At 41.6% G+C, this 20,840-nt stretch carries 18 protein-coding genes; 10 read left to right on the forward strand and 8 right to left on the reverse strand.

The genetic code is table 11. The features are described 5' to 3' along the window. Positions 1-374 precede the first annotated feature (374 nt). The 4 genes from AB1A65_RS12790 to AB1A65_RS12805 all read left to right on the forward strand — a co-directional run bounded on the left by AB1A65_RS12790 (position 375) and on the right by AB1A65_RS12805 (position 6,854). Positions 375-2,597 carry an NADP-dependent isocitrate dehydrogenase gene (locus AB1A65_RS12790; protein ID WP_366589755.1) on the forward strand — a complete coding sequence of 741 codons (2,223 nt, stop codon included), beginning with the start codon at positions 375-377 and terminating at the stop codon, positions 2,595-2,597. 98 nt (positions 2,598-2,695) lie between these two features. After that, the gene (locus tag AB1A65_RS12795; protein ID WP_366589758.1) at positions 2,696-5,104 is read left to right on the forward strand and encodes a TonB-dependent receptor; all 2,409 of its coding nucleotides are present in this window, start codon (positions 2,696-2,698) and stop codon (positions 5,102-5,104) included. A 3-nt stretch (positions 5,105-5,107) separates the two neighbouring features. Further along, positions 5,108-6,001, forward strand: coding sequence for a DUF4249 family protein (locus AB1A65_RS12800; protein ID WP_366589760.1), 894 nt, complete (start codon positions 5,108-5,110; stop codon positions 5,999-6,001). A gap of 7 nt (positions 6,002-6,008) precedes the next feature. Then, entirely contained in the window at positions 6,009-6,854 is an 846-nt protein-coding gene (locus tag AB1A65_RS12805; protein WP_366589762.1) for a DUF4249 family protein, read from the forward strand. Positions 6,855-6,864: 10 nt separating this feature from the next. Here the strand turns inward: AB1A65_RS12805 and AB1A65_RS12810 are convergent, their stop codons facing one another. Continuing rightward, the gene (locus AB1A65_RS12810) at positions 6,865-8,184 is read right to left on the reverse strand and encodes a GntP family permease (protein ID WP_366589765.1); all 1,320 of its coding nucleotides are present in this window, start codon (positions 8,182-8,184) and stop codon (positions 6,865-6,867) included. Positions 8,185-8,240: 56 nt separating this feature from the next. On the opposite strand from AB1A65_RS12810, the gene AB1A65_RS12815 reads away from it, so the two are divergent. Then, complete coding sequence (locus tag AB1A65_RS12815; protein WP_366589767.1) at positions 8,241-8,480, forward strand: DUF6095 family protein; 240 nt, start codon at positions 8,241-8,243, stop codon at positions 8,478-8,480. On the opposite strand, the gene AB1A65_RS12820 is transcribed toward AB1A65_RS12815, so the two are convergent. Continuing rightward, positions 8,477-9,181, reverse strand: a complete 705-nt coding sequence (locus AB1A65_RS12820) for a DUF4294 domain-containing protein (protein ID WP_366590204.1) — start codon at positions 9,179-9,181, stop codon at positions 8,477-8,479. The two genes, AB1A65_RS12815 and AB1A65_RS12820, sit on opposite strands and share 4 nt — an antisense overlap. A gap of 102 nt (positions 9,182-9,283) precedes the next feature. Here AB1A65_RS12820 and AB1A65_RS12825 point away from each other — a divergent pair, with 102 nt between their 5' ends. Then, positions 9,284-10,372, forward strand: a complete 1,089-nt coding sequence (locus AB1A65_RS12825; protein ID WP_366589770.1) for a M42 family metallopeptidase — start codon at positions 9,284-9,286, stop codon at positions 10,370-10,372. Between the two features lie 335 nt (positions 10,373-10,707). Continuing rightward, a complete protein-coding gene (locus AB1A65_RS12830) occupies positions 10,708-11,256 on the forward strand; it encodes an NUDIX domain-containing protein (protein ID WP_366589773.1) in 549 nt (182 codons plus the stop codon). Here AB1A65_RS12830 and hisS read toward each other — a convergent pair. Next, on the reverse strand, positions 11,240-12,628 hold the full coding sequence (gene hisS, locus AB1A65_RS12835) for a histidine--tRNA ligase (protein ID WP_366589775.1): 1,389 nt from the start codon (positions 12,626-12,628) through the stop codon (positions 11,240-11,242). The genes AB1A65_RS12830 and hisS overlap by 17 nt on opposite strands. Before the next feature lie 522 nt (positions 12,629-13,150). Between hisS and AB1A65_RS12840 the strand changes: the two genes are divergently transcribed. Then, positions 13,151-13,864, forward strand: a complete 714-nt coding sequence (locus AB1A65_RS12840; RefSeq protein WP_366589778.1) for a hypothetical protein — start codon at positions 13,151-13,153, stop codon at positions 13,862-13,864. Between the two features lie 362 nt (positions 13,865-14,226). Here the strand turns inward: AB1A65_RS12840 and AB1A65_RS12845 are convergent, their stop codons facing one another. Next, a complete protein-coding gene (locus tag AB1A65_RS12845) occupies positions 14,227-14,697 on the reverse strand; it encodes a DUF6495 family protein (protein ID WP_366589781.1) in 471 nt (156 codons plus the stop codon). Positions 14,698-14,756: 59 nt separating this feature from the next. Then, on the reverse strand, positions 14,757-17,888 hold the full coding sequence (locus AB1A65_RS12850; protein WP_366589784.1) for a carboxypeptidase regulatory-like domain-containing protein: 3,132 nt from the start codon (positions 17,886-17,888) through the stop codon (positions 14,757-14,759). Between the two features lie 419 nt (positions 17,889-18,307). On the opposite strand from AB1A65_RS12850, the gene AB1A65_RS12855 reads away from it, so the two are divergent. Next, a complete protein-coding gene (locus AB1A65_RS12855) occupies positions 18,308-18,721 on the forward strand; it encodes a DUF4168 domain-containing protein (protein WP_366589786.1) in 414 nt (137 codons plus the stop codon). An 84-nt stretch (positions 18,722-18,805) separates the two neighbouring features. Here the strand turns inward: AB1A65_RS12855 and rplI are convergent, their stop codons facing one another. Genes rplI through rpsF form a run of 3 tightly spaced genes read right to left on the reverse strand, consistent with a single transcriptional unit; the run spans position 18,806 to position 19,909 of the window. Then, complete coding sequence (gene rplI, locus AB1A65_RS12860) at positions 18,806-19,255, reverse strand: 50S ribosomal protein L9 (protein WP_366589789.1); 450 nt, start codon at positions 19,253-19,255, stop codon at positions 18,806-18,808. A gap of 14 nt (positions 19,256-19,269) precedes the next feature. Then, positions 19,270-19,566 (reverse strand): 30S ribosomal protein S18, encoded by a 297-nt coding sequence (rpsR, locus tag AB1A65_RS12865; RefSeq protein ID WP_014031368.1) that lies wholly within the window; start codon positions 19,564-19,566, stop codon positions 19,270-19,272. A 4-nt stretch (positions 19,567-19,570) separates the two neighbouring features. Then, positions 19,571-19,909 (reverse strand): 30S ribosomal protein S6, encoded by a 339-nt coding sequence (gene rpsF, locus AB1A65_RS12870; protein WP_067036297.1) that lies wholly within the window; start codon positions 19,907-19,909, stop codon positions 19,571-19,573. A gap of 235 nt (positions 19,910-20,144) precedes the next feature. On the opposite strand from rpsF, the gene AB1A65_RS12875 reads away from it, so the two are divergent. Continuing rightward, a complete protein-coding gene (locus tag AB1A65_RS12875; protein WP_366589791.1) occupies positions 20,145-20,837 on the forward strand; it encodes a LytTR family DNA-binding domain-containing protein in 693 nt (230 codons plus the stop codon). Positions 20,838-20,840: the final 3 nt, after the last annotated feature.

A 20,840-nucleotide genomic window follows, 5' to 3' on the forward strand; every position in this document is an offset into this window, starting at 1 on the left:
ATTGGGGAGACGCTTCGGCGGGCCTCAAGGAGAATTCGTAAATTTTATGTGCGGATGGGAGAGCAATTTCCCGTTTTGATAAGATTTAGGAAATTATCAGGAAACTTTGTGGATTGAAATTGGGTTGTAAAACCGAATGGATAAAGCAAAGTAAACGTCTAAAGGGCAACAGATGCAATCTTAGGATTGCGGTTTTGTAGCAACACAAGACAAGTCTTTTAGTCCTTTTAGGAAAGCCATATCAATGTTCGCACATGGATATGGCTTTTGTTTTTTAAATATTCTTCAAGATTTGACGCTTACTTTTAAAAAATTCATTACCAGTTCACCATCCATAAATTGTATATTTGCACCGCTCAAACAAATACATTTAAATGGCCAAAATTTTTTATACGAAAACAGATGAGGCACCAGCCTTAGCTACATTATCCTTCCTACCCATTGTAAAAGCTTATACCGAAACTGCAAATATTACCATCGAGACCAAAGACATTTCCTTGGCGGGTAGAATTGCAGCCGTTTTTCCTGAATTTCTCAACAAAGACCAACAAGTCCCAGATGACCTGGCCATTTTAGGTGAGTTGGCAAAGACTCCAGAAGCAAACATTATTAAGTTACCGAACATTAGTGCTTCCATCCCCCAATTGAAAGAAGCCATTGAGGAATTACAAAATAAAGGATACAACCTTCCCGATTATCCAGATGAGCCCAAAAATGATGACGAAAAAGCCATTAAGGCCAAGTACGACAAAATCAAAGGAAGTGCTGTAAATCCTGTACTCCGAGAGGGTAATTCAGACCGAAGAGCTCCCAAGGCCATAAAAAATTACGCCATGAAAAACCCGCATACTATGGGTGAATGGTCCTCTGACTCCAAGACCCATGTGGCTACTATGTCCCATGGTGATTTTAGAGCAAATGAAAAATCCATGACTCTGACCAATGCGGATGAGGTTAGGATTGAATTGGTAAGTGCTGATGGCTCCTCAAAGGTGCTAAAGGACAAACTTTCGCTTCAGAAAGGTGAGGTTATTGATGCTACCGTGATGAGTAAAAAAGCATTGGTTGACTTTTTGGCCAAAGAAATTGCCGATGCAAGAAAAAACAACTTACTCTTGTCGCTCCATTTTAAGGCAACCATGATGAAGGTTTCCGACCCTATCATATTTGGACATGCCTTAAAAGTGTATTTTGAAGAACTCTTCAAGCAATATGGGGAAACTCTTGACAAAATTGGGGTGGATGCCAACGATGGTCTGGAAACCTTGTTTGACAAACTTGAAAAGCTTCCCGAAAATCAACATAAAGAAATTAAAGGTGCCATTCAGAAAACCATTGAAAATGGACCTGATTTGGCCATGGTAAATTCCGATAAAGGAATCACCAACCTACATGTACCCAGCGATATTATTATTGACGCCTCCATGCCTGCCATGATCCGTAATTCCGGAAAAATGTGGGATAAAAATGGAGAGCTTCAAGATACCAAGGCCATCATTCCTGATAGCAGCTACTCTGGCGTATACCAAGCCACCATTGATTTCTGCAAAGAGCATGGTGCTTTTGACCCTGCTACCATGGGAACGGTTCCTAACGTAGGGCTCATGGCCCAAAAAGCTGAAGAATACGGATCCCATGATAAAACTTTTGAAATTCCAACCAATGGAGTTGTCAAAGTGGTGAGTCAGTCAACGGGCGATACTTTGCTTGAACACAAAGTGGAACAAGGCGATATCTGGAGAATGTGCCAAGTTAAGGATGCCCCGGTTCAGGATTGGGTGAAATTGGCAGTCGGACGTGCAAAAGCCACCAATACTCCTGCCGTTTTCTGGTTGGACGATAGCCGTGCTCACGATGCTGAGTTGATAAAAAAAGTAAATCTGTACCTGAAAGATCACGATACCTCTGGATTGGACATTAGAATCCTCTCCCCTATTGAAGCCACTAAATTTACCTTGAAACGCCTCAAGGATGGGAAAGATACCATCTCTGTTTCTGGAAACGTGCTACGTGATTATCTAACTGACCTCTTCCCTATTTTAGAGGTGGGTACCAGTGCAAAAATGCTCTCCATTGTTCCGCTAATGAATGGTGGTGGTCTTTTTGAGACCGGTGCGGGAGGTTCTGCCCCCAAACACGTTGAACAGTTTTTGGAAGAAGGTCACTTGCGCTGGGATTCTTTAGGTGAATTCTTGGCATTGGGAGTTTCTTTGGAGTTCTACAGCGAAAAGAACAAAAACAAAAAGGCATTGGTCCTAGCCGATGCTTTGGATAAGGCCACCGAGAAATTCTTGGACAACGATAAGTCTCCTTCCAGAAAGGTGAACGAATTGGACACAAGGGGTAGTCATTTCTATTTGGCGCTCTATTGGGCGGAACAATTGGCCAATCAGAATGAGGATGGAGAATTAAAAGCCACTTTTGGAAAAGTGTATGAAGCGTTATCCGCCAATGAAGCCAAAATTGCACAAGAATTGATTGATGCCCAAGGGCAAGCAGTGGAAATTGGAGGCTATTATATACCAGAAACCAACAAGGCTTCCAAAGCAATGCGCCCCAGTGAAACCTTGAACAAAATACTTGAATCCATAGCGTAAAAGTAACTTTAGCCCACAGTACAAAATTTTATTTTGTACTGGGCTATTTAGGTTTTCCAACTCAATATTTAATGTGTATTTTTAGGAAAATCTAAAAAATGCCGAATAGACATTTTGTCCTCAGCCTTGGCCTACTCCTTTTCGGTGTTTTTGCCCAAGCCCAACAAAAGTTTACACTTAGTGGCACCATTTCAGAAGCCAATAGCAATGAAACCTTAATAGGTGTCACTATTGCATTTCCCGAACTCAAAACAGGTGTTACCACAAATGAATATGGTTTTTATTCCATTACGCTCCCTGAAGGGGAATATACCCTAGTGGTCAGCTATTTGGGTTTTCAGGATATTCGCGAGACCATCAACCTAAATTCCAATATCAAACGCGATTTTAACTTGTTGGAAGAAGCCGAAGAACTGGAAGAGGTTGTTGTTACCGATGATGTGGAACGGTTGGATATCCGCAAACCACAGATGAGCGTCAACACCATGGCCGTGCAGACCATCAAACAAATTCCTGTGGTGCTTGGAGAAGCAGATGTTATAAAATCCCTCCTGCTTTTACCAGGAGTCTCCAATGCCGGTGAAGCTTCATCTGGATTCAATGTACGGGGTGGCGCAGCGGACCAAAACCTCATTCTATTGGATGAGGCCACCGTTTTTAACACATCCCACTTATTTGGTTTTTTCTCGGTCTTCAACCCAGATGCCATTAAGGATGTAAAGCTATTTAAGGGCGGTATTCCAGCACGGTACGGTGGAAGGGTTTCCTCTGTACTCGAAATCTTTCAAAAAGAAGGAAACAGCAAGGATTTTAAGGTTAACGGGGGCATTGGAGCCGTAGCCAGTAGATTATTGCTGGAAGGACCCATTCAAAAAGACAGAACCGCTTTTTTGGTAGGGGGAAGAGCATCTTATGCACATTTATTCCTTCCACTTTTTGATGTCGACAACAAGGCATATTTCTATGACCTGAATGCCAAGATCAACCATAAGATCAATGATAGGAACAACATTTTTCTTTCAGGATATTTTGGACGTGACCTGTTCAGCATTAGTGATAGGTTTGTAAATACTTATGGGAACGCTGTTGGAAATTTTCGCTGGAACCATTTGTTTTCTGATAGATTGTTCTCGAACCTGTCCATTATCTATTCCGATTATTATTATGGCTTAGAGCTTGATTTTGTGGGATTTGAATGGGATTCAGGTATTCAAAACTTCAACCTAAAGTACGATCTTAAACATTACATCAACGATAAGCTTCAACTTAATTATGGTTTAAACAACACCTACTACGTGTTCAATCCGGGACGGATTAAACCGAATAGCCCCGATTCTGGCATTGTGGAAGAACAAATCACCAAGAAATACGCCAATGAAAATGCCATTTATATCGATATCGAACACCAAATCACCGAAAACCTTAGCATGCAATATGGGTTACGGGCCAGTCAGTTTAACCGATTGGGACAGGATGAGTTCTACGTATATGAAAATAATAATCCAGTTGAGTTTGACCCTTTCACGCTCGTTTACCAAGAAGCCACGCCGATAGACACCATCAATCCAGGAAGAGGTGGTACCCTAAAGAAGTTTTTCAACCTAGAACCAAGGATTTCCGCTTCGTATAATTTTAAGGGTAAAAGTTCCATCAAGGCCAGTTATACACGCTTGGCTCAGTATCTTCATTTGCTATCCAATACCAGTTCGCCTACGCCCTTGGATGTTTGGACCCCTAGCGGCCCTTTTGTGGATCCGCAATTGTTAGATCAATTTGCCGTGGGCTATTTTAGAAATATCAAAGATGGTGACTACAGTTTTGAAACCGAAGCTTTTTATAAGGATATCCAGAACAGAATAGACTACATTGATGGCGCAAATCTTATTGCCAACAAAGCCATTGAACGGGTCATATTAAACGGTGAAGCTCGCGCTTACGGGCTTGAGTTTTTGATTCGGAAGAATGAAGGACGGTTGACCGGATGGCTAGCCTATACATGGTCAAAATCGGAACAAAGAACCCCTCCAAGAGATCTTAGGGCCCTCGGAATTGACACTGGTCGCTCTGATTTGGAGACAGGAATCAATCAAGGTCAATGGTACAGCACACCTTATGATAAAAGGCACGACCTTTCCGTTTACGCAAGCTATAACCTCAATAAGAAATGGAACTTTAATGCCAATTTCATTTATCAAACCGGACAACCTACCAACTATCCGGTTGGGCAATTTGAGTTCGAAGGACTGACAGCACCCTACTACGGGCTTCGCAACAAAGAGCGACTTCCTGACTACCATCGACTGGACGTATCGGCCATATTGACCCCAAAAAGAAATGAGCGTAAAAAAGTAAAGTCCGAATGGGTGTTCAGTATTTACAATCTTTATAGCAGAAGAAATGCAGCTTCCATTAACTTTAGGGAGAACGAGGACACGGGGCGAAACGAAGCGATTCGAACTTCGATATTTGGCATAATTCCAGCAGTAACCTATAATTTTAGATTCTAGCGCATGAAAAAAGTAGTCGTCATTATAGGGGCTTTTTTAATATTCACTTCATGTGAAGATGTCGTGGATGTTGACCTACCAGAAACTGAGCCACGGCTTATTGTTGATGGACTTTTACGGGTAAACAAAAGCCAAGAGTTCATTGATGTTAGGATAGCCATGCGGGAAACCAGCAATTTTTTTGAAGATAACCCGCCCACGCAAGTGGAAAGTGCCGTAATTGCCTATGGTATTCCCAATGAGTTTGGGGAATTTGATAGTTTAGCATTCTCCTCTCTCGCCGAGGAAGAACCTGGTACCGGAATTTATGTCCCAGACCCCAACTTCTCATCGGACCAGCGCATAAGGACACAAAGTGCTGAACCCGGAACCGTTTTTATATTGCAGATTTCCCATAGGGACAAATCCTATTTCGCCCGAACCGAATATGCATCCACGGTACCCATTGACAATTTGGAACAAGGGGATGATACCCTTTTTAACGAAGATGAGACCGAAGTAATTGTGACTATAACCGATAATCCGGACCACACCAATTTCTATGTTTTTGATTTTGGTTTTGGTAATTTTCAAGCCTTGGATGATAGGTTTTTTATGGGACAACAATTTGCGTTCTCCTACTTCTACGACAATGAACTTGAACCGGGTCAACAGATAAGGGTAAGCATTTTGGGAGCTGATCAAGATTTTCATAATTACATTGATCTATTGGTAGAACAGACTATGAATAATGGTGGTGTTTTTGAAACGCCAGTGGCCACTGTTCGGGGAAACGTATTTGACGTCACTGAACTGGACAACATCGATATTTTTGACAATGTAGAGCGACCCAATGACTATGCTTTGGGCTATTTTGCAGTGGTTCAAGAATTTTCAAGTAACCTGATTATTCAATAAGTAACTTTTGCGAAACCATCGTTTCAAATATCTGGTAATCTGTGGCACCCTCTTCTTTTGTGGATGCGAAGATGTTGTTGAAGTGGATGTTCCGCAAGAAAACCCTAGGCTTATTGTAAATGCCCTGGTGCGTGTCAATCCCAATTCAGATTTTGTAAACCTACGGGTAAAGGTTAGTCTCTCCAATTCGTTCTTCGGTGAAATACCCGTGACCAACTTGGAACAAATTACATTGGCCGGTGCTATTCTAGTTGACACTGACAACCCCGGTTCTGGGGTTTATGAAGCTGTACGATCACGTAACTTCATGGAAGGTCTTGAAGGTGAAGAAATTTTATTGCAAATCGATTGGGAGGACAAACTTTACTATGCCAGCACAACCTATATACCCGCCGTGCCCATTGACGGTATTGAGATTGGTGACCAAACATTGTTCAATGAGGATGAGACTGAGGTTATCATAACATTTACAGACAATCCAGATAGGACCAACTATTACGTGTTCGATATGGGATTTGGGAATTTCGTTACCACGGATGATCAATTTATTCAAGGCCAACAATTTAAGCTTTCCTACTTCTATGAACAAAAATTTGAGCCAGGCCAGGAGCTTACCATTAGTTTATTGGGTGCAGACCAGTCATTTTACAATTATATGAACCTACTCATTGAACAAACTGAAGATAATTTTGGGGTGTTTGAAACTCCTGTGGCAACAGTTCGGGGAAACATATTTGATGTAACAGAATTGGATAATATCGACTTCTTTGACAATGTCAACATTCCCAATGAATTTGCGCTGGGCTATTTTGCCGTGGTACAAGAATATTCCCAGAGCATCACCATTGAATAAGCTTTCGTCCTTACATCACAAAATACAATACCAAAATCATTAGAATGCCTGTAATACCCTGTACCAAGGTTCCCAAGGTATGGCCCCGCAGCGCAGTTTTTACATTGATATTGGAAAATTGGGATACCACCCAAAAATAACTGTCGTTGATATGGGAAACCGTCATGGCTCCTGCCCCAACAGCCAAAACGGCCAGTGCCTTGTGGGTTATGGACAATAATCCAAATGTTTCCAATAAGGGAGCTATTATGGCCGAGGTAGTAATGATAGCGACTGTGGAAGAACCTTGGGCGGTTTTCAAGACGGCTGCAATCACAAAAGCTATCAAAAGGCCGCCTACCCCAGAACCCGATTCCAAATTGATGAGGGAGGCCACATCAATAGTCCGTAAAATGGCACCAAAAGCACCACCTGCCCCCGTAATCAAAACAATGGCACCCGCCTGTTTGAAGGCCTCCGTCACCCACCCTTGCTTTTCTTTAGAGGGAAAGCTTCTACCAAGGGAAAAAGCGAACAACACCCCAACCAACAACGCAATAATGGGACTTCCCAAAAAATCAAATACCATAAACAACCAACCCCCTCCTAAGGGATAGGTTGGGTAATTAACGAGGGATTTCATGGCTATCAAAATAATGGGAACCAGTAAGGGTAGAAAAGCTTGGAACGGTTTAACCGTAGATTGGACCTCATCCTTTTCTTCCTTGGCTTCGGAGGTTTCATCCTCTTTGAGGGATTTTCCAATAAATCGTGCCCAAAAATACCCCGAGATAGATACCGGTATGGCCACCAAAAGCCCCAAGGTCATTACCACACCTAAATCAGCTTCCATAATGGCTGCAGCAGCCAAAGGTCCGGGTGTGGGTGGCACAAACACATGGGTTGAGTACAACCCCGTGGCCAATGCAATGGCAAAAACTGTGGCCGGAATACCCGTTTTTTTACTGATAGCCTTGTTCAAGGAGGAAAGGATAATAAACCCAGAGTCGCAATACACCGGAATAGAAATTACAAATCCGGCAAAATTTATGGCCAAAGGGGAACGCCTTAAACCGATAAGCTTTAAAATGCTATTGGCCAAGACTTGGGTACTTCCTGTTTTCTCCAAATAGATACCAATAACGGTTCCAAAGGCAATGACCAAACCTATTCCAGATAGCGTTTTTCCAAACCCTTCTGAAATAGTGTTCATAATATCCTTGGGAGTAAGTCCCAATAGAAATCCAGAAGCAACGGCCGCAACGGTCAAGGAAAAAACAGGGTGCATTTTAAACTTTACCGTTGCCACGATAATAAAAAGCACCACTACGCCCAAAACGAGTAGTTCCATGGTCAATTTTTATACGATACCCGCTAAATATAAGCTAATATTCCTACTTTGGTCCCATGAAGCGAACAGACAAGGAACTTTTGGTAAAAGGTTTAAAATCGTTTGGTTACACTGTGGCCGCCATGTTTTTAGGTCCATTTTTAATCTACCAGGCCTTTAGAAATGAAGATAACCCTCTTTTCATTCCTGTGTTGATTTTGGGAATTCTGTTTGGAGGTTTAGCCATTTATTTAGGATTCCGGTCCGTAAACATTGTCATGGATTCGGTGTTTGGCAAAAAGAAATCCAAGAACTAGTTTTTCGACTCCGAAGAAGCATTTTTCCACTTATTGCTCAACTGGGCATAATCGTAATCCAGTACAGATTTCTGCCGTTCCAACCGATTGGCTGCAAAGGCACGTTGTAGAATATCCTCAATCAAGTAGTCTTCATGTATGCTTTCTGGATGAAATTCTTCCTTAAGGCTTATTTTGAACAAACTGGCTGTGGTATTGTACCAAAAAGCACGCCACCCACTCCGAAGTTCTTTTACCAAATCAAATGCGGTAGTTCCTGTTTGACGGTATATCAACTTCACTAAAATCTGACCTTCGGTGCGTGTGAGTTTTTTGAGCTCTTCAGAAAATTCCTCTTCAATGAATTTTTGAACCTTCTTGGTATATTTTCTTTGGTGCCGTCGTTTTTTAATATGCTTCAGACTATCGTTGAGTTCAACCAATCGTTCAGCAGCCAATTTAGCGTAGGGGTATACTTTCAACGTCTTTCTTTTAAGGATAAGGTACCGAATTCTTTCATCCCGGTTGGCAAATTCCAATCTACCAAAAAGATAGACTTCTTCCAATTCAATGGAACTATGTAGAATGGAATCCCCCTCAAATCGCACATAATAATCCGCAATGGAATCGTTTGGATTTACAACAGAATCATTTTCAATCTCCTGCGAAAATCCAATGGCCTGAAATACCAAAAAACCAACAAGAAAAATTGTGCTTCGCATCTGTTCCATTTCTCAAAAGTCTTGCCAAAAGTAAGGATAAAGCTAAGATTTGGTTATTAAATAAAAGTGAATATTAGTATGTTTGTGGACTAAATCAATCACATGGCAGCAGGAAAAATTATCAATGACAAATCGCTTACGTTTCTTGAAAAATACTTAAACAATGCCTCTCCTACAGGTTATGAATGGGAAGGGCAAAAAATTTGGATGGAGTACCTAAAACCGTACGTAGATGATTTCATTACGGATACCTACGGGACCGCGGTTGCTGTTATCAATCCTGATGCAAAATACAGAGTGGTCATTGAAGGCCATTCCGATGAGATTTCTTGGTATGTCAACTATATTACTGACAATGGACTTCTCTATGTCATAAGAAATGGAGGTAGCGATCATCAAATTGCACCATCCAAATGGGTGAATATCCATACCAAAAATGGCATTGTGAAGGGAGTTTTCGGGTGGCCAGCCATCCATACCCGGGACAAGGCCAAAGAGGAAACCCCAAAAATTGAGAATATTTTTATTGATATAGGTGCCAAAGACAAAGAAGAAGTGGAAAAAATGGGAGTTCATGTGGGGTGTGTTATCACCTACCCCGATGAATTCCACATCTTGAACAAGGACAAATTTGTTTGCCGTGCGTTGGACAACCGTGTTGGTGGCTTTATGATTGCCGAAGTAGCCCGTCTGCTACACGAGAACAAACAAAAGCTGCCTTTTGGACTGTACATTACCAATTCTGTGCAGGAAGAAATTGGATTGCGTGGTGCCGAAATGATCACACAGACCATTAAGCCCAATGTAGCCATCGTGACAGATGTATGCCATGATACCACTACCCCTATGATTGATAAAAAGAAAGAAGGGGAAACCATGATTGGCTCTGGCCCAGTGGTTTCATACGCTCCTGCGGTACAGAACAAGCTTCGGGAACGTATTTTGGAAACTGCGGAAGCTAAAAAGATACCCTTCCAGCGATTGGCGGCTTCCCGATATACCGGAACGGATACCGATGCATTTGCCTATAGCAATGGTGGTGTAGCCTCTGCATTGATTTCATTGCCGTTGCGCTATATGCATACTACAGTAGAAATGGTTCATAAGGACGATGTGGAAAATGTGATACGTTTGATTTATGAAACGCTATTGACCATCAAAGATGGTGAGACCTTTAGTTATTTTGATTAACGCTGAAGTCAGTTCGAGTTTGGTATAGGGCTTAATGCGCATTTCGGCTGCGCTCGATGTGATTAAATTCAAATTATATTGTCATTTCGAACAAACGTGAGAAATCTCACCCTTAGATTTCTCAATCGATACGCCGTATCTCATTTCGAAATGACAAGGCTTAATACCTATGTGATTCTGAATGAAGTTCAGGGTGCGAATATGTCAGTTCGAGTGGGATTCCGAAGGAGTTTTATATCGAGAACTGGCAATTTTGAAAACGCAACCTATTCTCGATACAATTTTTCTTTATTTCATTTCGAAAAACCACTCGAATTGACGATTTTGTATCCATTATGGAAGAGCATGTCGACATTTTGGATGAGCACGGAAAACCAACGGGAGAATCCTGTTTAAAATCCGAAGCGCACCAAAAAGGACTTTTTCACCCTACCGTTCATGTTTGGCTCTACACCAAAGATGGTGGAATTCTCATTCAGCAGCGTGGAAAGCACAAGGAGACCCATCCATCCCTTTGGGATGTGTCAGTGGCTGGACATGTAGCATCTGGAGAGAATGTAAAAACGGCAGCGGTACGCGAAGTTAAAGAAGAGGTTGGTCTTACCATTTCGCGAGAGGAACTAGAACCCATCAGTGTTTTTAAGGCGGTTCACAGGATTTCAAAAGATTTTACCGATGCTGAATTCCATCATGTTTTTCTGTGTGAATTAAAAGAGCCCTTGAACCATCTAACTAAACAAGACAGTGAAGTGGATGCCTTGGATTTGGTTCCCTTACTCCGATTTGCTGATGAAACCTGGGGCATGGCCAACACGGGGAAATATGTCCCCCACGGCACACCTTACTACAAAACCATCATAAAGGAAATTAAAGAGCGGCTTTAACCGATTCAACAAACTGCTCCGCTTCATTCAATTTGTAGGCCTTTTGCTCACCAGTTTTCATGTTTTTTGCTACAAAATTACCTTCGGCAAGTTCTTGCTCTCCTAAAAGAATCACATAGGGAATCCTTCGCTTATCCGCATATTTAAACTGCTTTTGCACCTTAGTATCCGTAGGATATAAATCCGCCCGTAGTCCTAATTTCCTCAAGGATGATACCAATTGCAGCCCGGCAAGGCCTTCACTTTTTCCAAAATTGAGGCAGAGTACATCCAAGGAAGTATCCAAAGTATCGGGAAATAGGTTCAATTCTTCCAAAACCAAATAAATACGGTCCAGCCCAAAGGAAATTCCAACACCGCTTACATCTTTTAACCCGAAAATCCCAGTAAGGTCATCGTAACGTCCACCGCCACCAATGGACCCCATACTGACGCCCTCTGGTGCCGCAACCTCAAAAATGGCCCCAGTGTAGTAGTTGAGGCCACGGGCCAAAGTGACATCCAGTTGAAGATTTGCTGATTGCAACCCAATAGCTTCAATGGTAGTGATGATTTCTTCCAGGTCGCCAACACCTTGGAGGCCTATTTCAGATTCGGACAGTAATGTTTTTAATTCATCTATTTGTTCAGATGCCGAGCCCGACATGGAAAACAGGGGTTGTGCTTTGATAATGGCGCTTTCGGATATCCCCTTTTCCAACATTTCGGCCTTAACCTTTTCCTCCCCTATTTTATCAAGTTTGTCCAAGGCCACGGTAAAATCTATCAAAAGATGTTTGGCTCCAATGACCTCGGCAATCCCGGAAAGAATTTTTCGGTTGTTGATTTTGATGGTAGTTCCCTTCAACCCCAAATCTGTAAAAACAGCATCGTAAAGCTGCACAAATTCCACCTCCTGTAAGAGAGAGTTTGCTCCCACCACATCGGCATCGCATTGGTAAAACTCACGAAAACGCCCTTTTTGCGGTCTATCTGCTCGCCAAACCGGTTGAATCTGATAACGTTTGAAGGGAAAGTCAATCTCATTCTGGTGCATCACCACGTAACGCGCGAAAGGTACGGTGAGATCATAGCGAAGCGCCTTCTCTGAAATTATCGGTGCCAGTGAAGCTGAATTTTTGGAGCTATAGGTCACATCATCAACCTTGGAGATGAAATCCCCAGAATTCAAAATCTTAAAAATCAAACGGTCCCCTTCATCCCCATATTTACCCATCAAGGTTTCTGAATTTTCAAAAGATGGTGTCTCAATAGGCTGGAATCCATACGCTTCAAAATGCTTTTTTATGGTCTGGATGATATAGTTGCGCTTGGCCACCTCAACAGGTGAAAAATCTCGGGTTCCCTTGGGTATGGATGGTTTTTGTGCCATGAAATCTAAAATTCTCGTGCAAATATACGGTTTTGGGTGATGGATGAAAGGGTAAAAGGTTGAAGGGTTAATGGTTTCAGGTTTGGAGTTTGGGGTTTGGAGTTTGGAATTTCATGTGTATTATTCTTGAACTTGATACTTGAACTTGGTTCTTGGGATTTGATGCTTGGTTCTTTGTTATTCAGTTATTGCATTACTGTCTCTTGTTGTTTATCCATCATCTCCAGTTTTGTTTCTAGGTTCTTGAACTTGAGCATAGTGCTTTTACTTTGAACCTGGTCTTAGTTCTTGGTTCCAGATTCCTCGGTTAAGGGTTAAATATGATGGAATATTAAGAATTTTTGAGTTTTATCATCTTATCACAATTAATAAGAAAAACCTTTCATGTTTTAATCCGTTTCCAGATATCAGTCATTTATCAATCCATAATGCGCATTCATCAATCAGTCCCAAAATATGGCAAATGCCCCTGCTATATTCGTGTCATCATTGAAAGAAATATTAAACAAAAAATTAAAATTTATGAAACTACAAAGAATCTTTATGTTGGGCTGCATGGTAGCCGCCATGGCCTTTATTACATCTTGCTCTGGAGAAGATGGAGCGGACGGAGCCATAGGACCTGCTGGACCCACTGGACAGGCTGGACCTACGGGACCCACTGGACCCACTGGACCCACTGGACCTACGGGAGCTGCCGGAGCTAATGGTGCTGACGGCATTAATTGCTGGGACTTAAACGGTGATGGTGTAAACGATCCCGAAGAAGACATTAATGGCGATCAGGTTTTTGATGCGTTGGATTGCCAAGGTGAAGATGGACAAGGAACTACAGCGGAGCGTATTATTGTAGACACTTCTGGTAACGCTGGAGGTGAAAATCCGGTAACCCTTAACGTTCCTGAAATGACCCAAGAAGTGCTAGACACTCATGTAGTTTTAGCATACCTAAGTGATGGTAGTAGCTACTATTCTATACCTGGTAAAGTAAACCTTTTAACCGAATATGAATTCTCAACATTCATAACTGTAGGTGAATTGAGAATAAGAGAGTATAGTGGTCAAGGGTGGAATACTATTTTTACTGAGGTGCATGTCATCCTTATCCCAACCAGTACAGAAGAAACCCCAATCGTATTTAAATCCCAAGCGGATGTAAAGTCTTCTTTAAAGGCAAAAGGCGTAGATATCAGTGATTATAAAGAAGTAGCGCGTTATTTTGGACTAGACCAATAAAATTTTAGCATACACGCTAATCTTTATATCTATAATCATTACAAATGAGAAATGGCTTCCGGAAGGGGGCCTTTTCTTTTTGGGGTAAAGGGTTAAGGGTAAAATGTAAACGGTTAAAGATGTTTGATCTATTTTCTTGATTCTTGGGTCTTGGGTCTCTGTTCTCGGAATTTGGGTGTTGGGTGAAGGGTGAAAGCATAATGAGGAAGGTTGATAAGAAGATGATGGTTTGGGGTTTGGGGTTTGAGGTTTGGGGTTTGGCACTTGTAATTTTTAAACTTCAGCTTGAGCTTGAGCTTGGTCTTGTTTCTTGACTCTTGACTCTTAAGTCTTACGTCTAAAATCTAATATCTGCATTTGAACTACTCCATAATCTGCTCAAACCACTGGTACAACTCACCTTTAGTAATTACACCTCCTTGCTTTATGATTTCAAACTTGTCTGCATTTTTGTCATCGCCATAGGCTTTTGAGGCAGTGAGGTATTCCACAAAATCGGATTGAAAGTTGCGTTTGAACCAGTCAAAGCCCACTTTGGTGCGTAGGTCAATCTCTGGATTCATCACTTTTACAGAAAGAAGTTTCATTTCTTTCTCCGTCAAGTGAAATAAGTGCATGTGTCGTTCCGATACATTTTCCAAATACTCTACTTTGGAGAGCACACCTTCCCAAATTAAATCACTGAACACATCGATTTCCTCTTCGGCCACTTCAGGTTTTTCCTTTTTAATGGTTTTCCATTCCTCTGCAGTAATGGATTGGGTCGCCAAAAAGTTGATAAATTCAGGATGTAGTTCCTCCAATTGCTCTTTTGAAAGTCTTTTGTATTTCATGGTGCAAAAATAAAAAAGGCCGCGCAATAGCGCGGCCTTTCCATAGTATTTCTGTTGTGCTAGTTAAAAATGTAACGCACTCCAAATTGCGCCTGCCATCTAGATAACAAGCTGGTGTCTGAACTAAAGGTTTCAGTCAAATTGGTATCAAATGTGTAGGTTGGGTTGCTGTTTTCATCCACAGTAACCCCCAAGACCTGTTGGTTAGTTGGGATTTCAATGACACCCCAATCCGAACTGATTAAATTGCCCACATTTAGTACATCCAAACTCAACTGCAAGGTGTTCTTGGGGGCCAATTTAATATCCTGAAGGATTTTAAGGTCCCAACGGCCACGCCATGGTGCCAAAGCCCCATAACGCTCTGCATATTGCCCCCTATTTTCACTCAAATAATCATCTTGTTGAATGAAAGCTTCAAATGCCTCTGCTTGTCCAGCACCACTGAACGTCATTTGGTTTACCTCTGCCGCAGTGGGAATGTACAATAGATCATTGATACTAGAACCATCGCCATTTATGTCGCCTCCGTATAAATAATTGTACCGTCCTCCTTGAGCATACTCAAAGAAAGTAGAAACCGTTGTTCCCGTTTTAAAGGCTTTGGAGATAACCCCCACAAATCTGTGGGTATCCCCATATCTGGAAAATGACAACACATCATCATTGGCATTTGCAGAAATAGCATTGGCAACGAAAGCGTCACCTGTAATTTCTGCTTCAATGGAATTTACATCCTTGGAATTTAAATAGCTATAGGCCAAGCTTGCATACAGGCCATTATCCCATGTTTTCTGTCCCTTGAAAACGGCATTCCAAATTCTTCCTTGGTCTGAATTGGAAAAAACATAGGCATTGTTAATTAAATCGTCTGCTCCATATACCGGCCTATTGTCTACGCCTTGCAAGGTTTCCGAAGGAGATAGCAGACCCCAGTTTTGTACGTGGGCACCATTGATATCCTTTGTGTAGGACAGGTCTGCTGTCAAAATCACACCATTCTCCATTCGGTAATCGGTACCAAGGCTGCTTCGCCAAACTTGTGGCCATTTGAAATCTGGATCAACCACTTGGTAAAAGAAAACATTGGGGTTGGCTATCTGGTTTCCTAGCCACACAAAAGGGAACCTTCCTGTAAAAATACCGGTTCCACCTCTTAGTTGAAAGGAATTGTTTCCATGTACATCCCAGTTAAATCCAACTCTTGGCGAAATCAACCATTGGTCCGTTGGCATTTTGGTGGAATCAAAAAATACCGTCTCACCATTATTGGGATTGACATAGGGAATATCTGGAACATATGCTGGTGCAACATCTATAACATCTTGCGCGTTTTCCGAAGAATCAAAATACAACGGCTTGTCAAATCGTATACCGTAGGTAAGTTTAAAGTTTTCAGTAGCATTCCATTCATCCTGCAAGTAAAAAGCCAATTGGCCCACATTGGTCTCGGCCAAGGCCCATCCACCTGGGTTGCCTTCTCCTGCAGCATTGAGGGCATTGTCCGCTGCAATGGCAGCATTAAAAGCATCTTGATAAAATGCCACCAAGCTCGCTTCGTTGCTCGGGTCTCTAAAGTCTGCTATTGATCCCGTTGGGAAAAATACGCCCTGGGCTCCATAAGCTCCCAAGTTGAAGGAGTTGTCAAATTCAAATTTTTCAAAAGAGAATCCTACGGTGAAGGTATGGTCTCCCTTAAAAAAGTTGAGATTATTGGTCAATTGAAATACTTTTTGATCTAATCTATTATTGATGGAAAAGGGTTCATGCCCCGCAATGATATAGTTGGAGCTCCCATTTTCATCCAACAAAGTGATAGTGGGCGCAGGGGTTGATTTCGGATTTCTGAAATCATCAAAATGGGTGTACCCCACCTGTAATTTATTGATGGCCTCATCGGAAAGTGTTGAATTCAATTCCAATTGAACAGATTGAATCTTATTATTGATTTCGTATCCGGCATTTTCGAATTGAAGGGTGGTCAGGTTCGGCCCCCTAAAACCCAATGCCGTTGGGTGTGCTGGCTTTTCCTTGGAAGCGTCCAAGAAATTATAGATTACAGCCAATCGATTGTTTTCGTTGATGTTCCAATCCAGTTTGAAGATTCCCTTTGTGGATTCTTGGTCAAAATTGAACCCTTCAAACCTTCCGGGATTGTAAAATTGCCCATCACCAATGGATACTTGACCCAAGATATTGGATACCAATTCAAAATCAGATGCTAAAACTCTGGACTCATTAATGCTTCCTGTTCCGCGATTGGGCACAAAACCAGCACTTCCCAAATCAGTACGATCATCTTTTTCAAAATTAGCAAAGAAGAACAGTTTGTTCTTTACTATGGGCCCTCCAATACTGATTCCGTATTGCGTTTGGCTCAAATCGGCCTTGAACACATCATCGCCCTTTATTTTACCTCCGGTAAGATCTTCATTCCGATAAAAACCATAAACCGTTCCGTAAAATTCATTGGTTCCACTTTTGGTTACGGCGTTCACCGAAGCTCCTGTAAAACCGGATTGAGTAACATCATAAGGTGCAGTAGTGACCTGAATCTGGTCAATGGCATCAATGGAAATGGGGTTGGCATCGGTCTGTCCACCGGGTTGGGCGGCATCCAATCCAAACGGGTTGTTGAAAATGGCCCCATCCAGAGAAAAATTATTGAATTGATCATTTCGTCCTCCAAAAGACCCATTGCTAGCGGTAGGCTCCAAACGGGTAAAATCATTGGTGGACCTGGTGATTGTAGGTAATCGGGTGAGTTCCCTCCGACCCACACTGGTCTCTGCCCCTGTACGGTCACTGCCAAAGGTTCCGGACTGATCGGAAACGACCACCACTTCATCCAATTGTTGGCTGTCCGAAACAAGCACCACATCTAGATTGAATGTTTTACCCAAGGTCAGGAAAATATCGGTTTGAGTGTTGGTCTTGTAACCCACATATGATATGGTTACTTCATAAGGTCCACCCACCCTAAGGTTTAATAGATTGTAACGGCCTTCTTCGTTCGTTATAGACCCATAACGTGTTCCGGTTGGGGTGTGCACGGCCACCACATTGGCCCCAAGTAGTGGTTCTTGTTGGTCATCAAGTACGGTTCCCCGAATATTTGAGGTAGTGACTTGTGAGATTGCTGAGGTGAATACCATAAGAAACAGTACTCCCAAGGGTAAAAATTTCTTCATACGTGTTGAGTTTAAGTTATTTGAGTGTCGGCAAGATAGACAAAAAAAAGAGCTATGCACGCATAGCTCTTAACAAGTTATTAACGAAGAAATAATGTTTATTTTGCTTAGGCATTCACTTGAACCGGAAACTCCATAACCACTTCAAAAAGGTGTTTGATGGCGGCCTAATACTGAATTACTCTTTTGACGGCGCCTCCTTTAAGTTGATGAATTCATCCTGTGTAAAAGCCCTGTTTTTTGCCTTAAAAACCATGTACGCGGTTAAATCGATACATTTTTCATTAAGGTATAGTTAACAACCATAGTTTGGGAAGCGCCTTAATTTATTGTAGTTTCGGAAAATAACATTTACACAAAACACGTATAGAATGAGATTTTTGAAGCTAGTTAAAACAATATTCGTTTGCCTTGTAACCATGGGAGTAAGCACCTTTTCATTGGTCAATGCCCAAGATCAGGTTGAAGTTACCGATGCCGAATTGAATAAGATTGCCTCTGCTTTCCAAGATATCCAAAAAGTAAACATGGAGGCACAAGAAAAAGTAATGGAAACGGTTAAGGATAACGGCTTTGAGGTGGATAGATTCAATGAAATGTACCAAGCTTCCGCGTCTCCAGAAAAATCAGTGGATGCCACTGACGATGAAAAACAAAGATTTGGCAAATTGATGAGCGAACTGCAACAAATGCAAGTTGGCTTCACTGAGCAAATCGAAGAAATCATCAGCAATGAAGGCATGAGTATTGAACGTTACCAAGCTATAGCCATGGCATTGCAGACTGATAGCGAACTGCAGGGCCGCTTAAAAAGTAAACTGCAAGACCAATAAACTCAGCATACCAATAATATCATAACAAAAAGAGCCATGCAAAGCATGGCTCTTTTTTAGTTCTGTAGTAAAGGCTTGTATTTATTATGCCTCAGCGATAACCTCAAAAGGAAATTCAACGATAACTTCACGATGAAGTCTTATGATGGCCTCATACGGTCCTGTTCTTTTGATGGCGCCTCCTTTTATATTGATAAATTTTCTATCAATTTGGTGTCCTTCTTTATCCAACGCAGCAGCAAGGTCAATTGTGGTTACAGAACCAAACAATTTATCACCTGCACCAACTTTAGCTGGAATACGGATTTCCAATTGTTTAAGGGCTTCCGCTGTTTTATTGGCCTCATCAATGATTTTCTTCTCTTTGTGGGCTCTTTGTCTTAGGTTTTCCGCCAAAACCTTTTTGGCAGAAGGCGTGGCCAAGGTGGCCAATCCTTGAGGGATCAAAAAATTTCTGCCGTAACCGTTCTTTACGGAAACGATATCATCCTTAAATCCCAAATCCTGTACATCTTCTTTTAGAATAAGTTCCATTCTTCGGTATTTTTTTATTTCAACATATCGCCAACGTACGGCATTAACGCTAAGTGGCGTGCACGTTTAACCGCTTGTGCCACTTTTCTTTGATATTTCAGTGAAGTACCCGTAAGTCGTCTTGGAAGCAATTTTCCTTGCTCGTTTACCAACTTCATCAAGAAATCTGGGTCTTTGTAGTCGATATACTTGATTCCAGATTTTTTGAACCTACAATACTTCTTTTGCTTGCTGGTCTCAATGTTCAACGGGGTCAAATATCTGATTTCCCCGTCTTTCTTTGATTTTGCTTGTTGTTCAATAGATGCCATAACCCTATGCGTTAGCTTTTAATTTGGTTCTTCTTTTCTCTGCCCAAGCAATTGCGTGCTTGTCCAATTTAACGGTCAAAAAACGCATAACGCGCTCATCTCTTCTAAACTCCAACTCGTATGGCCCAATGGCCTCACCGGGAGCGGTAAATTCAAACAAGTGGTAAAAGCCACTTTTTTTGTGCTGAATGGGATAGGCTAATTTTTTAAGTCCCCAATCTTCCTTGGAGACCATTTTGCCACCATTCTTAATCAAGAAATCCTCAAATTTCTTGACTGTTTCCTCTATCTGTGTTTCAGACAGAACGGGATTCAAAATGAAAACAGTTTCGTAATGGTTCATATATTATATTTTAAAGGAGCGCAAAATTAGTAATATTTCCTTCACCTTGCAAGAAAACCAAAAAAACTTCGTTTAAAGTACAAGAGTTATTAACAGAAATGAACCCTTTAAATCTACATAACGTATATGGTAATATACACAACAAAATAGACCATGTTTACATCTTTTGTTGCTCTTAAACGTCTTTTTTGTGTAATTTGCCGATGATTTAAAACCCTACAAATCACCCCATTCTATGAAATTAAAAAGTATAATTGTAGACGATTCTTCCATGCAGCGGATGGCCGTTGCTAAATTGGTCAACAATCATCCACATCTTGCTTTGGTTGCTGAGTACAGCAACGCCATTGAAGCCAAAAACGGCCTAAAGAACCATGAAGTCGATTTGATTTTCTTGGATGTTGAAATGCCCATCATCAGTGGGTTCGACCTTTTAGAGGCCCTAGAGAACCCACCACAGGTCATCCTTATTACAGGGAAACCTGATTACGCGCTCAAAGCTTTTGACTACGACGTAACCGATTACCTTCACAAACCCATCACATTGGCCCGTTTTGAAGCCTCAGTAAAAAGAGCTGTGGCCAAATACGAACAATTGAATCGTGTTGATGAGGATGAAGAGCACATTTTTGTAAAGAGCAACCTTAAAAAACGTAAGGTTATCTTAAACGACATTAAATGGATAGAGGCATTGGGAGATTACATTAAATTGGTTACTGATGAAGCCAATATTGTAATCCTTTCCACCATGAAATCTTTCGAAAAGCAATTGCCCGCCGAAAAATTTCTACGTATCCATAAATCTTATATTGTGAATCTGGAGAAGATTGAAAAGTTCAACAGTAAAAATGTTGAGGTAGGGGGAAGACAGATTCCTTTGAGTAGAAATAAAAAGACAGAATTGGCCGAAGCATTGGCTAACGTATAATAA

Origin of the sequence: Allomuricauda sp. ANG21, from assembly GCF_040705235.1 — a bacterium.
GTDB classification, from domain to species: domain Bacteria; phylum Bacteroidota; class Bacteroidia; order Flavobacteriales; family Flavobacteriaceae; genus Flagellimonas; species Flagellimonas marina.

What these genes read in the sequence shown, in the direction of transcription:
- rpsR (WP_014031368.1), bottom strand. Translation starts at nt 19,566, where the DNA reads ATGGCATCTATTGAACAACAAGCAAAATCAAAGAAAGACGGGGAAATC.
- AB1A65_RS12825 (WP_366589770.1), top strand. Translation starts at nt 9,284, where the DNA reads ATGGCAGCAGGAAAAATTATCAATGACAAATCGCTTACGTTTCTTGAA.
- AB1A65_RS12840 (WP_366589778.1), top strand. Translation starts at nt 13,151, where the DNA reads ATGAAACTACAAAGAATCTTTATGTTGGGCTGCATGGTAGCCGCCATG.
- AB1A65_RS12855 (WP_366589786.1), top strand. Translation starts at nt 18,308, where the DNA reads ATGGGAGTAAGCACCTTTTCATTGGTCAATGCCCAAGATCAGGTTGAA.
- AB1A65_RS12815 (WP_366589767.1), top strand. Translation starts at nt 8,241, where the DNA reads ATGAAGCGAACAGACAAGGAACTTTTGGTAAAAGGTTTAAAATCGTTT.
- AB1A65_RS12875 (WP_366589791.1), top strand. Translation starts at nt 20,145, where the DNA reads ATGAAATTAAAAAGTATAATTGTAGACGATTCTTCCATGCAGCGGATG.
- hisS (WP_366589775.1), bottom strand. Translation starts at nt 12,628, where the DNA reads ATGGCACAAAAACCATCCATACCCAAGGGAACCCGAGATTTTTCACCT.
- AB1A65_RS12800 (WP_366589760.1), top strand. Translation starts at nt 5,108, where the DNA reads ATGAAAAAAGTAGTCGTCATTATAGGGGCTTTTTTAATATTCACTTCA.
- AB1A65_RS12795 (WP_366589758.1), top strand. Translation starts at nt 2,696, where the DNA reads ATGCCGAATAGACATTTTGTCCTCAGCCTTGGCCTACTCCTTTTCGGT.
- rplI (WP_366589789.1), bottom strand. Translation starts at nt 19,255, where the DNA reads ATGGAACTTATTCTAAAAGAAGATGTACAGGATTTGGGATTTAAGGAT.
- AB1A65_RS12820 (WP_366590204.1), bottom strand. Translation starts at nt 9,181, where the DNA reads ATGCGAAGCACAATTTTTCTTGTTGGTTTTTTGGTATTTCAGGCCATT.
- AB1A65_RS12810 (WP_366589765.1), bottom strand. Translation starts at nt 8,184, where the DNA reads ATGGAACTACTCGTTTTGGGCGTAGTGGTGCTTTTTATTATCGTGGCA.
- AB1A65_RS12845 (WP_366589781.1), bottom strand. Translation starts at nt 14,697, where the DNA reads ATGAAATACAAAAGACTTTCAAAAGAGCAATTGGAGGAACTACATCCT.
- rpsF (WP_067036297.1), bottom strand. Translation starts at nt 19,909, where the DNA reads ATGAACCATTACGAAACTGTTTTCATTTTGAATCCCGTTCTGTCTGAA.
- AB1A65_RS12830 (WP_366589773.1), top strand. Translation starts at nt 10,708, where the DNA reads ATGGAAGAGCATGTCGACATTTTGGATGAGCACGGAAAACCAACGGGA.
- AB1A65_RS12790 (WP_366589755.1), top strand. Translation starts at nt 375, where the DNA reads ATGGCCAAAATTTTTTATACGAAAACAGATGAGGCACCAGCCTTAGCT.
- AB1A65_RS12850 (WP_366589784.1), bottom strand. Translation starts at nt 17,888, where the DNA reads ATGAAGAAATTTTTACCCTTGGGAGTACTGTTTCTTATGGTATTCACC.